Annotated in this window: 14 protein-coding genes; 4 read left to right on the forward strand and 10 right to left on the reverse strand. The window is 75.3% G+C overall.

The window, feature by feature from the left end; translation table 11 throughout:
• Positions 1-84 precede the first annotated feature (84 nt).
• Complete coding sequence (locus Q8R60_06820) at positions 85-759, reverse strand: sigma-70 family RNA polymerase sigma factor (protein MDP3712179.1); 675 nt, start codon at positions 757-759, stop codon at positions 85-87.
• A 183-nt stretch (positions 760-942) separates the two neighbouring features.
• Positions 943-2,646: a hypothetical protein gene (locus Q8R60_06825; protein ID MDP3712180.1), complete on the reverse strand. Its 1,704-nt coding sequence runs from the start codon at positions 2,644-2,646 to the stop codon at positions 943-945.
• A gap of 126 nt (positions 2,647-2,772) precedes the next feature.
• Here Q8R60_06825 and Q8R60_06830 point away from each other — a divergent pair, with 126 nt between their 5' ends.
• Positions 2,773-3,441 carry a metal-dependent transcriptional regulator gene (locus tag Q8R60_06830; protein ID MDP3712181.1) on the forward strand — a complete coding sequence of 223 codons (669 nt, stop codon included), beginning with the start codon at positions 2,773-2,775 and terminating at the stop codon, positions 3,439-3,441.
• Here Q8R60_06830 and Q8R60_06835 read toward each other — a convergent pair.
• Complete coding sequence (locus Q8R60_06835; protein MDP3712182.1) at positions 3,426-4,034, reverse strand: alpha/beta hydrolase; 609 nt, start codon at positions 4,032-4,034, stop codon at positions 3,426-3,428. The two genes, Q8R60_06830 and Q8R60_06835, sit on opposite strands and share 16 nt — an antisense overlap.
• A 23-nt stretch (positions 4,035-4,057) precedes the next feature.
• Here Q8R60_06835 and Q8R60_06840 point away from each other — a divergent pair, with 23 nt between their 5' ends.
• Positions 4,058-4,792, forward strand: coding sequence for a methyltransferase domain-containing protein (locus Q8R60_06840; GenBank protein MDP3712183.1), 735 nt, complete (start codon positions 4,058-4,060; stop codon positions 4,790-4,792).
• 172 nt (positions 4,793-4,964) lie between these two features.
• On the forward strand, positions 4,965-5,315 hold the full coding sequence (locus Q8R60_06845; protein ID MDP3712184.1) for an MmcQ/YjbR family DNA-binding protein: 351 nt from the start codon (positions 4,965-4,967) through the stop codon (positions 5,313-5,315).
• A 1-nt stretch (position 5,316) separates the two neighbouring features.
• Here the strand turns inward: Q8R60_06845 and Q8R60_06850 are convergent, their stop codons facing one another.
• Both Q8R60_06850 and Q8R60_06855 read right to left on the reverse strand, forming a co-directional pair.
• Positions 5,317-5,922 (reverse strand): YdeI/OmpD-associated family protein, encoded by a 606-nt coding sequence (locus Q8R60_06850; GenBank protein MDP3712185.1) that lies wholly within the window; start codon positions 5,920-5,922, stop codon positions 5,317-5,319.
• A 103-nt stretch (positions 5,923-6,025) separates the two neighbouring features.
• Positions 6,026-6,379 carry a TraR/DksA C4-type zinc finger protein gene (locus Q8R60_06855; protein MDP3712186.1) on the reverse strand — a complete coding sequence of 118 codons (354 nt, stop codon included), beginning with the start codon at positions 6,377-6,379 and terminating at the stop codon, positions 6,026-6,028.
• A gap of 88 nt (positions 6,380-6,467) precedes the next feature.
• On the opposite strand from Q8R60_06855, the gene Q8R60_06860 reads away from it, so the two are divergent.
• A complete protein-coding gene (locus Q8R60_06860) occupies positions 6,468-7,787 on the forward strand; it encodes a hypothetical protein (GenBank protein ID MDP3712187.1) in 1,320 nt (439 codons plus the stop codon).
• Here the strand turns inward: Q8R60_06860 and Q8R60_06865 are convergent.
• The 5 genes from Q8R60_06865 to Q8R60_06885 all read right to left on the reverse strand — a co-directional run.
• Positions 7,784-8,440 carry an SOS response-associated peptidase gene (locus tag Q8R60_06865; GenBank protein MDP3712188.1) on the reverse strand — a complete coding sequence of 219 codons (657 nt, stop codon included), beginning with the start codon at positions 8,438-8,440 and terminating at the stop codon, positions 7,784-7,786. The genes Q8R60_06860 and Q8R60_06865 overlap by 4 nt on opposite strands.
• Positions 8,441-9,613, reverse strand: coding sequence for an ABC transporter substrate-binding protein (locus Q8R60_06870; protein MDP3712189.1), 1,173 nt, complete (start codon positions 9,611-9,613; stop codon positions 8,441-8,443).
• Positions 9,610-11,283: an ATP-binding cassette domain-containing protein gene (locus Q8R60_06875; GenBank protein MDP3712190.1), complete on the reverse strand. Its 1,674-nt coding sequence runs from the start codon at positions 11,281-11,283 to the stop codon at positions 9,610-9,612. The genes Q8R60_06870 and Q8R60_06875 overlap by 4 nt, the downstream gene beginning before the upstream one ends.
• On the reverse strand, positions 11,280-12,203 hold the full coding sequence (locus tag Q8R60_06880; protein MDP3712191.1) for a hypothetical protein: 924 nt from the start codon (positions 12,201-12,203) through the stop codon (positions 11,280-11,282). The genes Q8R60_06875 and Q8R60_06880 overlap by 4 nt, the downstream gene beginning before the upstream one ends.
• Before the next feature lie 3 nt (positions 12,204-12,206).
• Positions 12,207-12,844, reverse strand: a 638-nt coding sequence (locus Q8R60_06885) for a hypothetical protein (protein ID MDP3712192.1), incomplete at its 5' end; no start/stop codon positions are given.

Consider the following 12,844-nt stretch of genomic DNA (forward strand, 5'->3'; position numbering starts at 1 on the left):
GCTTCAGCGCGGCCGCCTGGTCGGCCGGCAGCTCACCGTGGAGGAGGTGGTCGAGGTCGTGCAGGAGGTCGTCGCACTCGTCGCTCATGACCCTGCCTCCGTGGTGATGAGGTGCTGTTCGGTCACGAAGTCGTGCAACCGCTTCTCCAGCCCCTTCCTTCCCCGGTGGAGGCGGCTCATGACGGTGCCGATCGGGATGTCGAGCATCTCGGCGATCTCCTTGTAGGCGAAGCCCTCGACGTCGGCGAGGTAGACGGCCATCCGGAAGTCCTCGGGCAGCTTCTGCAGGGCGTCCTTGACGTCGGAGTCCGGCAGGTGGTCGAGCGCCTCCATCTCGGCGCTGCGCAGCCCGGTCGACGTGTGCGCCTCGGCCGCCGCGATCTGCCAGTCGGTGATCTCGTCGGTCGGCGACTGCAGCGGCTGGCGCTGCTTCTTGCGGTAGGTGTTGATGAACGTGTTGGTGAGGATCCGGTAGAGCCACGCCTTGAGGTTGGTGCCCTCCTGGAACTGGTGGAAGGCGGCGAAGGCCTTGACGAAGGTCTCCTGCACCAGGTCCTCGGCGTCGGCGGGGTTGCGCGTCATGCGCAGCGCGGCCGCGTAGAGCTGGTCCAGGAAGGGCAGGGCGTCGCGCTCGAAGCGCGCACTGCGCTCCTCGCTGGTCTCCTGCTCGACCGTGCTCACCGCCTTCTCCGGATCGGACGCCGACTCTACAGACGCAGGACGTACGACGGATCCGGTGCTCGCCCCGCCTGTAGCCAGCCGGCCCGCGGGTCGGGTCGTCGGTGTCCGCGGAGCCGGCCGCGCCGCCGCTCGGACGGCCCTGCGTGTCGCCATCGCGGGTGGTCCTCCAGTGCTGACGGGGTGGGCGTGCTCCGGTGACGGGTCCAACACGCACCCCGGGAGGCCGATTCCCGCGACCTGTGCCCAGCAGTCGCCCAGCGGTCAGGACGTGACACCGAGGTAGACCACGACGGCGTCGCCCCGCACGTCGACCGAGACCCCGGGCAGCGCGGCCAGCGCACTGATGTCGAGCTGCTGGTAGCGCGTCCCGGGCAGCAGCGCGGGCAGGATCACCAGGCTCCTGACGCCCTCGCTGCGCAGCCGCTCCAGGGCGGTCGGGTCGGGCAGCCGGGCGGCCGCGTCGCGCAGCTCGAGCTGCAGCTGCGGCGGGAACCCGCTGACGCCGTTGACCACCTGCGGGAAGCCGTCGGTGCTCCAGCGCATCACGTCCTGGTCGAGGTGGTCCTCGCTCGGCAGCACCAGCACCGATCCCGGCAGCTCGCGCAGGGACACCGACTGGGGCGGTGGCCGGACCGGCGTCAGCCCTGCGGTGTCGAGGCCCTCGAGCAGGACCACCGCGGCCAGCGCGAAGGAGAGGGCGACGCCGGCCGACCGGTCGGCCGGTCGGCCTCTGCGCCCGCGGTGGTCCTCCAGCAGGGACAGGAGCACCGTCACGCCATGGGCCGCGAGCAGCACCAGGCCCAGCCAGGCCGTCGTGACGAGCCGGGTGGGCGTGCGGACGCCCTGCCAGCCGGGCAGGTGGTCGTAGAGGAGCTGGTAGGTGTAGCGCCCGTCCGCCGGTCCCGTCAGACCCAGGGCGCACACGGCGAGGACGACGACGGATCCGGCCAGGACGACCCGGCGCCGACGCGTCCACGAGCCGGCGAGCAGCCCCACACCGGCCAGGGCCGTGACCATGGCGCCCGGGAACAGCGCCTTCTCGTTGAGGCCGAGGACACCCTCGCGGAGCTCCGCGCTGCGGCGACCCCACAGCCACGAGTCCCCCGGCGCGGTGACGAGCGCGGCGGGCGAGGCCGAGTAGAGGCGCACCTCCTCGATGACGCGCCGCGCCTCGGGGTGGTCCTCGACGGCCTGCAGGAAGGGCATCGCGAGGAGGAGCCCGGCCGCGAGGAAGACCGCCATGCCCGTGGCGTCGGCGGCGACGAGGCGCCGCGTCGGCCAGACCCGGTCGCGCAGACCCGTGCGCACCGCGAGCACCAGCGCCACGGCCGTGCAGATCGCCAGCAGGTAGGCGAGCTGCAGCCCCAACCCGGGGCCGATGCTGAAGTGCCACGCGGCGGTGACCCAGCCGGCGAAGGCCCAGCCTGGGCGGACCGGTCGCGCGCCGGTCCGGAGGCCCAGCCCGTGGCCGCGGGCGAGCATCGCCAGGGCGAGCGGGATGCCACCGCTCGAGAGCACCTGCAGGTGGTTGATCTGCGACACCCGCCAGGGGTTGACCGCGAAGGCGACGGCCGCGACCAGCGCTGCGGTCCGCCCGAGGCCGAGCTGGCGGACGAGCAGCCACGTGCCGGCGAACGCGAGCGCGGTCGCGAACAGGTGCACGAGGTTGAAGCGCACGAGCGCCGCTCCGGGACCCTCCCCGACGAGCCCGAAGGGGAGGTAGCCGAGCAGCGGATCGCTGAACGCGAGCGTGTTGTCGAGCGGCGCGAAGACGTTGCCGTCCCAGAGCCGGTCGGCGGTGGTCAGCGCGTGCGCCGGCCACGCGAGGATCCAGGAGAGCAGGACCGGGTCGCGCGCGTCTGCGCCCGCGACCGCGGTGGAGAGGTCCTGGGGGCGGCGCGTGAGGACCGCGAGCACGATCCCACCGAGCAGGGCGAGCAGCCCCTCGACGACGGCCGGGGACACTCGCCGTCGCCTTCGCGCGACGGCCCCCGACGACATCCGCGTGAGGCTAGTGCGTGCGGTCGCCCGTCGGAGGCATCCACGCCACGGCCACGCGCGGCCGGTCGGCCACCGCCGTACGCTCGGGGCATGGAAGGCCACCACCCGGCAGTCGAGCAGTACCTCGAGACGATCCTCGAGCTCGAGGAGTCCGGGATCGTCCCGATGCGCGCGCGCATCGTTGAGCGCCTCGGTGTCTCCGCGCCGGCGGTGTCGGAGACGGTGAAGCGGCTCGAGCGCGAGAACTACGTGACCCTCGACAGCGACCGCGTGCTGCACCTGACCGAGACCGGTCGGGAGTACGCCACGTCGGTCCTGCGCCGCCACCGGCTCGCCGAGCTGCTGCTCGTCGACATCCTCAAGGTGCCGTGGTCGCAGGTGCACGAGGAGGCCTGCCGGCTCGAGCACGCCATCAGCCCCAACCTCGAGCAGCACCTCGTCAAGCTGCTCGGCGACCCGGGCACCTGCCCGCACGGCAACCCGATCCCGGGCTCGGCCAACGTCGTCGACCCCGGCCCGCTGCAGCCGCTGTCGACCGTGCCCACCGGTGGGTCCTGCACCGTGCGGCGCATCGACGAGCACCTGCAGACCCAGCTCGACCACATGCGCGAGCTCGAGGCCGGCCGGCTCCTGCCGGGCCAGCGGGTCGTCGTGACGACGCCCGAGGACGGTGCGGACCCTGTGCTGTCGCTCGAGGTCGACGGGGTGACGGTGACGATCGGGATGGACGTCGCGTCCGAGGTCTACGTCAGCGTCTGAAGCCACACCGCCGTCTGCGTCGCGATCTCGGCGCTGACCTCCGCCGCGCTGCGCCCGTCGGCCTTGCGGGTCCGCATCGCGTGGTCGGCCCCCGCGACGAGGTGCACCTCGATCCCCGGCTCGGGCAGGGGTACGCCGAACGCGTCCCGGTCGCCCTGCACCACCAGGCGGGGCACCGTCGGACGTCGCAGCTCGTCGAGCCGGCTGCGCTCCGGGCGGCCCGGCGGGTGCAGGGGGAAGGCCAGGCACAGCACGGCGACGGCTTGCAGCTCGGTCGCGGTGCGACAGGCGACCCGTGCCCCCGCGCTGCGGCCGCCCAGGACCAGTGGGCCCGTGAGACCGGCAAGGGCGGCGAGCCACGCCTCGTCGAGCCGTGGCGGCGGCTCGGCGACCCGCCGGCCGGCGACCCGCCACGGCTGCTGGACCCGCACGACGCCCCACCCGGCGGCGAGCGCGCCGCCTCGCGCTGCCAGCAGGTCGGGGGCGTCGACGCCGCCGCCGGCTCCGTGGCCGAGGACGAGCCACCCGCGCTCGCCCTCGTCGATGTGGAGCTCGGCGGTGCCTCGGGGCGTCTGAACGGGTGTGACCGGCACGTCAGCGAGGGTAGGAGGCTCAGGTGACCGCCCCTGTCCCGGCGCCCGCGTCGCACTACTGGCGCTTCTACGAGCGCGTCGCCTTGGCGCAGCTGCTCGCGTGGGCGCCGGTCTCCCCCTCGCGGGTCCTCGACGTCTCAGGCGTCGCGGCGTACGCCGAGGTTCTCGTCGCCGCCGGGCACGAGGTCGTGCACGTGCTGCCCCCGGACGGACTGTCCGGCCCCGAGTACGTCGCCGGCCCAGGGCGGCTCGTGACCGTGCGCGCCGACGCCCGGTCGCTGCACTGGCTCGCCGACGAGTCCTTCGACGCCGTCCTCGGTGAGGGCCGCGCGCTGTCGATGTGCCTCGCGGCTGAGGTGTCCGCTGCCGACCTGCGCAGGGTCCTGCGCCCCGGCGGCCGGCTGCTCATCGTCGTCGAGTCCCTCGTGCTGGGGCTCGCCCGCCTCGCCGACTCCGGCCGCTGGGCCGAGCTCGCCGACGTGCCCTCAGCGGACGTCGTGCTCGTCCCCGCCGACGACGGCACCGTCACCCGCTGCTTCTGGCCCGAGGAGCTGGACCTGCTGCTCACCGAGGTCGGCCTGGACGTCGAGTGGGTGCGCCCCCGGTCCGTCCTGTCCGTCGCCGCGGTCGAGCGGGCTATGACCGAGGGCGGCGAGGAGGCCCTCGAGACGCTGGTCCGCACCGAGCTCGCCCTGGCCGCCGGCCGCGAGGGCGAGTCCACCGGCCTCCACCTCGTCGCCTCCGCCCGCCGCCCCTGACCCGCCCACCTCCCGCTCCGGGCCAACCCCCTTCCGCTTGTACGCGGTTGTCGGCTCTACGGAGCCCGGTAGCGCCGACAGCCGCGTACAAGCGGGGGTGGGGGCAGGACTGCGGGGCGGGGGCGTCGGAGGGCGTGGGTAGCGTCGGCGACCTCGCGACGAAGGGGGGACCGTGGCCGACGCCGACGATGTGCGGGAGCTCGCCCTTGCGCTCGACGGCGTCGTCGAGATCGACAGCGAGGGCTTCGACTTCCGGGTCGCGGGCAAGGGCTTCTGCTGGTCCTACCCGGAGCGCGAGCCCGGCCGACCCCGCACGATCCGCACCGACGTCGCGGTCCTCTACGTCGGCGACGAGGCCGAGAAGCAGGCGCTGCTCAAGGGCGAGCCCGACCTGTTCTTCACGACCCCGGCGTACGACGGATGGCCCCTGGTGCTGGTGCGGCTGCCGACGCTCGGGCGGCGGCGCCTGCGCGAGCTCGTGACCGACGCGTGGCGGATGCGCAGCGGCGAGATCGGCAGCTGACCTACGACCCGGAAGCCAGCGGCCGGGCCCGCTGCGGGTGGATCGACTCGTGACGCGCGAGCATCGCGACGTACCCCTCGATCTTGCGCGCGCGGGTCTCGGCGCGCTTCACCGAGCCGACGCGGTGGATGAGGGCGAAGCGGTTGACCTTCGTGAGCACGTCGAGCATCGCCTGTGCCGCGGGCACAGCGGCGATCGCGGCGGCGAGGTCTGCCGGGAGCTCGGCCTCGGACTGCGCCGCGTAGGCCGCGGCCCATCGGCCGTCGGCGTGGGCGGCCGCGACGGCAGCGCGGCCAGCGGGCTGCATCCGGCCCTCCGCCTCGAGCCGGGCGACGTGGGCGACGTTGCGCTGCGACCAGATGCTGCGGGCCCGCCGCGGCGTGTAGCGGATCCAGGCGGCGTGCTCGTCGCGCTTGCGCGTCTGCCCGTCGATCCACCCGACGCACAGCGCCTCGTCGACGGCCTCCTGCCACGTCACGGTCGTGACGGTGCCGCCCTTCTTCCCGATCGCGAGCCACACCCCCGGGGAGGTCTCGTGGTGCGCGAGCAGCCAGGCCTGCAGCGCGGCCGCGTCGAGCACGACCAGCTCGGCCAGCTCGACGGGCATCCGATCAGGCTGACGGTGTCTGGGTGAGGACAAGGGCGACCTGCGCGGACACCGTGCGACGTGCGACGCAAGCACCCCTCATGCGCCCGGATCGTAGAGCCTGTCAGGCCGCCGCGGCCTCGAAGGCGGCCTGGCAGTCGACGCAGCGGGCGGCCTCGGGACGGACCGCGAGACGAGCCGCCGGGATCTGCTTCCCGCAATCGCTGCAGGTCCCCCAGCTGCCGTCCTCGATGCGCGCCAGCGCGGCCTCGATCTCCGAGCGCTGGACGACAGCGTGCTCGAGCATCGCGTTCTCCCGGTCCAGCTCGGAGATCTCGCTGGCCGTGTCGGCCGGGTGCTGGTCGACGTTGCTCAGCTCCGAGGACTCGCCGGCGTCCTCGCGCTCGAGGGTCGCGGCGGTGGTGTCGAGCTCCCGCAGCACCTGCTCCAGCTGGGTCCGGGCTTCCTGGGCGTCCACGTCGTGCCTCCTCGCATGCAGCGTCGACCCGCCTGCTGGCGCGTCTGCAGTCCTCCTACCCAGGCACCGGCCCTTTAGCCTTCGAGACGTGCGCGTCACTGCCGGTCTCCTCGTCGCAGCGGTGCTGCTCGTCCAGACCGTCGCGGCCGCCGCGCCCGCCGCCGCGGCGACGATGCCGCTCCCGCCGCCGCTGACCTCCGACGCCCAGGGCGTCGAGCTGTGCAGCGCGGTCGGCAGCCGGCCGGACCGGTGCCTGCAGTCCTTCGTACCGGGACCGGTCCGCAACGACGAGGTGGTCCTCGTGCGGCTCGACGGCTCCGGCCGGCCGGCCGTCGTCGAGCTCGAGCAGCGGCTGCGGCTCACCGGCGAGGGCGACTACGCGATCCGCGAGCGCGGCCCCGCCCGGCAGGCCCGCACGCTCGGTGAGCTCGACCCCCCGGTGACGAAGTTCGGGGCGGTCGTCTGGCAGGGCTTCTCCCCCGGCGAGCGGGAGCTGGCCGCGCTGCTCACCCTCGACGCGGGCCTCGAGGCGGTGCGGCTGCCCTTCGCAGTGACCGCGTCCTTCACCCCCGCCGGCGGCCAGCCGCAACCCCTCGGTCCGGGCGCGTCGGTCCCGGGCCCCGGCACCGTCCGCGTCGTCGTCGACAACAGGACCGTCCAGCCGACCGAGCTGCCCGCCGGCACCGACGCCACCGCGACCTCGCTCGCCCCGGTGCTCGACGCGCTGCGGCTGCGGGCCGTGACCGACCGGGCCCGGCTCGAGGTCGCGGCCGGGCCGGTGCGCAAAGACGTCCCCGGGGCTCAGCCGCTCGGGACCCGGCTGCCCGCCGCGGGGGCCGGTCTGCCCGCCCGGGTCGAGGTCGCCACCGCCGGCCGCACGCAGGGCGAGCAGTCGGTCCCGCTCAACCTCGCCCTGTCGCTGACCGGTGAGGGCGTGACCCCGACGAGCCCTGGCGCGACGGCCGTCGCCGGTGGCGCGCAGCTCGTCGGCACCCTGCCCGGTGGGCAGCAGGTCGAGCTGGCGGTGGCGGTCGCCGGACCGGCACGGCTCGCGCTGAGCGGCACCGCCGTACCCGCCCTGGACCCGCGCTCGCTCACCCCTCCCGCACCGGCCACCTCCTGGGCGCAGTGGGCGCGGTCGGCCCCGGACGCCTCCGCGCGGCGGGCCGCGCTGGACCTGCTCGTCGCGAGCGCCGCCGCGGGCGCGCGCGCAGCGTCGTACTCCCCCTATCTCGGCGCGGACCTGCCCGGCACGGGGAGCACCGTCTTCCGGCTGTCCTTCGCCGAGCCCGCTGCACTGCCCGAGGTCGCCGAGCGACTGACGCTGCGACCGGGCCCGCTCGCCGTCACCGGGGTCGCCGTCCTGCTGCTTTTCGCGCACGGCGCCCTGCTCTGGAGACGGTCCTAGAAGAGCGCGACCGGGTCGACGAGGCCGGGGCGGTCGTTGCGGACGTTGCCCACGTCCTTGGAGACCGGCCAGGCGTCGAGAAGGCCTGCCACGCCGGGGACGAGCAGGTCGCCCGGGTCAGGCACCGATGGGTCGAGCCAGCGGGCCCAGGCCTCGCGCGGCACCAGCAGCGGAGTGCGGTCGTGGATCTCACCGAGCTCGTCGGGGGCGCTCGTCGTGACGATCGTGACCGTCCAGAGCTCGCGGTTCCAGACCTCGTAGAGCCCCGCCATCGCCAGCGGTGAGCGGTCCTGCGCGGTGAGGTACCACGGCTGCTTGGCCTTTCCCTCGGCCTTCCACTCGTAGTAGCCGTCGGCCGGCACGAGGCAGCGCTGCCGCTGGTAGGCCGCGCGGAAGGCCGGCTTCTCGGCGACGGTCTCCTGACGGGCGTTGATGAAGCGCGCCCCCACCTTCGGATCGGTCGCCCACGACGGCACCAGCCCCCAGCGGCACACCTTCAGCAGTCGCCCGGACGACCGCTGCAGCACGGCGTAGACGGGGTCGGCCGGAGCCACGTTGTAGGACGGGACGAGCTCCTCCTCCGGCGGCTCCTCGACGTCGAAGTGGCCGGCCAGGTAGTCCGCGCCCCTCGAGCTCGCGTAGCGCCCGCACACCTACTGCGGCACCGTGGGCAGATTGGTCGACAGGATGTCGTCGGTGACCGGCGCGAAGCGCATGTCCTCGAAGCGCGCGAAGTACATGTCGTCGGGCGACACGCCCTCGCGGTCGGTCGGGCCGTAGCCGCGCTCGTCGCCGTTGGCCCCGGTGATGACGGTCGACTCGAGCGCCTCGACGAGCGGCTTTCCCGTCGCGAGGGCGGCGTCGACGAGCTTCACGGCGTCATAGGAGTACGTCGACCAGTCCGGTGGCTGGACGACCTCGCGGCCTGCGGCCGTGACACCGATCCCGTCGACGCCGTAGGCCTTCTCGTAGGCCGCGCGGTAGGCCGCGAACGGCTCGGGCCCGACCTCGCTGGTGATGCGGAAGCTGACGAAGACGAGGCCGTCGACCCAGTCGGGGTTGTCGGCGAGCCGCTGGCGCACCAGCGGGTCCTCGCCGGCCGGGCCGCTGTAGACCGGCACGTCCCACCCGGCGGACCGCGCGGCGCGCAGGACCGCGGCGACCCCCGCGGCGCGGGCCCACACCACCAGCGCCTGCGCCCCGGCCCGCCTGGCCGCCAGGACCTGCGCCGACACGTCGCCACTCGGCAGCGTGGTGTCCGTGGCGAGCCGGACCTCGTTGCGGGCCAGCCCGGCGCGGGTCGCGACCGCGCCCTCGCGGCCGTAGGAGGAGTCGTCGGAGAGCAGCGACACGACCTTCGCCTTCTCCGACAGGTAGTCGCCGAGGCGGGTCGCGAGGAAGCGGTTGGCGGGCGCGAGGCGGAACAGCGTCGGCCGCTCCGCAGGGTCGACGATCGACGCACCGCCCTCGAAGACGACGAAGACCGGCAGGTCGACGGGATCGGTGACGTCGGAGACGGCGACCACACCGACGCCGTCGGTGACCAGCGCGACGGCGCCCTTGTCGACCGCGGTGCGGGCGTTGGCGACGGCCTGCTGCGGCGACCCGCCGTTGTCGAGGACCTCGACGCGGAACTGCCGGCCGCCGTCGGCGTTGACCTCCTTGGCGGCGAGCTCCGCTCCGCGCCGGACGAAGTCGCCGATCCAGGGCTGCGACGTCAGCGGTGCGGAGACGACGACGAGCGCGGTGTCTCCTGGCGGCGCGGCGGTGTCGGTGGTGCAGGCGGTCAGGGCGACAGCGACAGCCAGCGCGGGGAGGAGCCTCACGACACCCCCAGGTAGGCCTGCTGGACCGCGGGGTCGGCGCGCACGGCGGCCGGGGGGCCGCTCGCGATGACGGTGCCGGCGTCGAGGACGGTGACCCGGTCGGCGACGGAGGAGACGAGGCGCATGTCGTGCTCGACGAGCAGGACGGCCCGACCGTCCCCGACCAGCTGACGCAGCACGTCGACCAGTCTGCCGCGCTCACCCGCGGTCGTCCCGGCGGCGGGCTCGTCGAGCAGCAGCACCGGCGCACCGGTGGCGACCGCACGGGCGACCTGCAGCCGGCGCTGCTCGCCGACGGTGAGGGTCGCCGCCGGCGCGTCGGCGACGTGGGCGAGCCCGGTAAGAGCGAGCGCGCGGTCGACGACCCGGCGCTGGACGGCGGCGGCGAGGCGCGACGTCGGCGTGGCGAGCAGGTGGCGCAGCACCGCCTGCCGGGGACGCGAGCCGCCACGCGCGCCGATGGCGACCTGCTGGCGCACGGTGAGTCCGGCGGGTACGACAGTCGCCTGCGGGGTGCGGGCGACGCCCGCGACGACGCGGTCCTCAAGCCGCGCGCGCACCGGCACCCCGGCGACCTCCACGTCGCCGGGGAGCTCCCCGGCCAGCACCCGCAGCAGCGTCGACTTGCCTGAGCCGTTGGGCCCGATGACGGCGTGGACCTCACCTGCCCGCAGCACGAGGTCGACGCCGTCGAGGGCCTGCACCGCACCGAAGGCCACCCGCGCGTCGGTCACGCGCAGCAGCTCGTGGCGCCACTCGGGGCGCTCGCCGGGCGGGTCGGGCAGCGGGAGGTCGACGACCTTCGGCGTACGCGCTCGTCGGGCGGGCAGCAGAGCGCGGGCGGCGAGGACGGCCACGAGCAGCGCGGCCGTCAGGGCACCCCGCGCGCGCTCGGGGGCGACGCCGAGCAGGTCCGCGAGACCGTCGGCGACCTCGGGCAGCGCGGTGAGCAGCGCGACGCCGAGGACCGGTCCCCACCAGGTCGCGGTGCCTCCGACGAGGACCGCGACGAGCAGCTGCAGCGACAGCAGCGGGCTGACGTCCTCGGTGGCGACGAGGCCGAGCAGCAGGCAGGTGCCCGCGCCGGACAGCCCGCCGAGGGCGGCGCTGGCGGTGAGGACCGCGCGGCGGCGTGCCGCGACGGGCACGCCGAGCGACGCGGCGAGGACGGGGTCGGTGCGCAGCGCCGCGAGGTCGCGTCCGGCGGGGCCACGGCCGAGCCTGATCAGGGCGCCGACCAGCAGCAGGCACAGGCCGCCGGCGAGCCCGACGTGCCAGGCCGGGGTGAGGGCGACCTCGACGCCGAGCAGCTCCGAGCGGATCTGCGCCGGCGACTCGCGGACCAGCCCCTGACTGCCACCGAAGCGGTCCGGGAAGGCCTGCAGCGCCTCGTAGACCAGCCACGCCAGCGCCCACGTGCCGAGCGCGAGGGTGGCCCCCTCGAGCCGCGCGGCGCCGAGCGCGACGAGGTGGCCGAGGAGGCCGGCGAGCACCACCGACAGCACGACCGCCGCGAGGACGGGGACGTGCTCGGACAGCAGCGCCGTGCCGAAGCCGCCGACCGCGACGAAGGCGCCCTGACCGAGCACCGGCAGCCGGGCCCACGACACCGGCAGCGCGAGACCGAGGGCGGCGACGAGCAGCCACAGCGCCTGCGCGAGCTCGATCACCGGCGCAGCCCCTCGGGCCGAAGGGCGACCACCGCGACGAGCAGCCCCAGCGGCACGATCTGCGCCCACTCACCCCCGTGGTAGGTCACGGCCACCGACTTCGCGACCCCGACGGCGAGCCCGCCGGCGAGCGCCCCGCGCAGGCTGCCCAGCCCGCCGATCAGCGCCGCCGCGACGGCCGCGAGGCCGAGCAGCACCCCGTCGTCGACGGCGACCGCGCGGGCGCTGGCCGTGGCGTCGAGCAGCCCGGCGACCCCCGCGAGCAGGCCCGCGGCGACGAACGCGACCAGGACCACGCGCCGGGCCGGCACCCCGCACAGCGACGCCGCGTCGGCGTCGTCGGCGACCGCCCGCAGCGCCTTGCCGAACCGAGACAGGACCAGCACCCGCTCCGCCACGACGCCGAGCACCAGCGCCAGCACGAGCACCGCCGGGACCCGACCCGCGAGCACCGCACCCCCCGGCAGGTCGAGCGCCTGCAGCCGGTCGAGCCCCAGCGGGTCGGGGACGGCGTAGGCCTCCTGTGGCAGCGCCAGTCCCAGCAGCTCGCGCAGCAGCAGCCCGGCCGCGACCCCACCCGCAACCCACGCGAGGGCATCGCCCGCACGCCCCCGGCTGGGGTCGGCAAGGGCAGGGCGTACGACGAGAACGGCGACCGCCGCGGCGAGCGCGGCCCCCACGGCCAGCGCGACCGTGACGAGCGCCGCCGCCTGCGCCCCGTCGAGCCGCGTCGCGACCGGGGTGCGACCGACGACGACGAGCACCGCGGTGAGGACCGCCGCGACCGCGACGTCACCGTGGGCGAGGTGCAGGACGCGCACCGTCCCGGCGACCAGGGTGAAGCCGAGCGCGACCAGGCCGAGGACCGCACCGGAGGCGAGCCCGGTCAGCAGCGCCTGCAGCAGGACCCCGACGTCCACCGGTCAGCCGAAGGGCAGCGGCGACGGGCTCCCGGCGCCCGGGCGCATCGGCAGCAGCGGGCTGCCGGTGCCACCCGTCGTGCGCCGGGTCAGCGCGAGCAGCCAGTCGGTCTGGCAGGTGCTGCGGCTGATCATGCGGAAGACCCCGCGCAGGTCGGCCTTGACGAAGGGCGCGTCGGCCTCGGTCTGCTCGGCGTCACCGCGGCCCAGCGTGTAACCGGTCTTCGCGAGGTTGTCGACGAGGAAGACCACGCCCTCGCGCAGCGACGTCGTGGTGCTGAACTGCACGATCTGCAGGCCGTCGGCCGTCACCCGCTGCTCGCCGAGGGTGCCGCTCGGAGGCACCGGCAGGTCGGCCGGCACGCCCTTGGGCCACGCGAAGCCGGCCTTGCCGGCCGCACCCGGGCAGGCCGTCGGCGTCGGCACCGGCGCCTCGGTCTGCGGCACGGGCGTGGGGGTCGGGCTCGAGGCGGCCTCGGGACTCCCCCCGCCGCACGCGCCCAGCAGCCCGCCCATCAACACCGCCGCCACGGCGGCGCGCACGGCTCGGGTGCGCACGACGCTGGGGATCACGCCGCCCACGATAGGCGGCAGGCAGCGGGTCGCGCTCGGCCACCGGCCGCCCGCCCGGAGCCCCCGCG

It is taken from the genome of Mycobacteriales bacterium (assembly GCA_030697205.1).
Lineage (GTDB): Bacteria > Actinomycetota > Actinomycetes > Mycobacteriales > SCTD01 > JAUYQP01.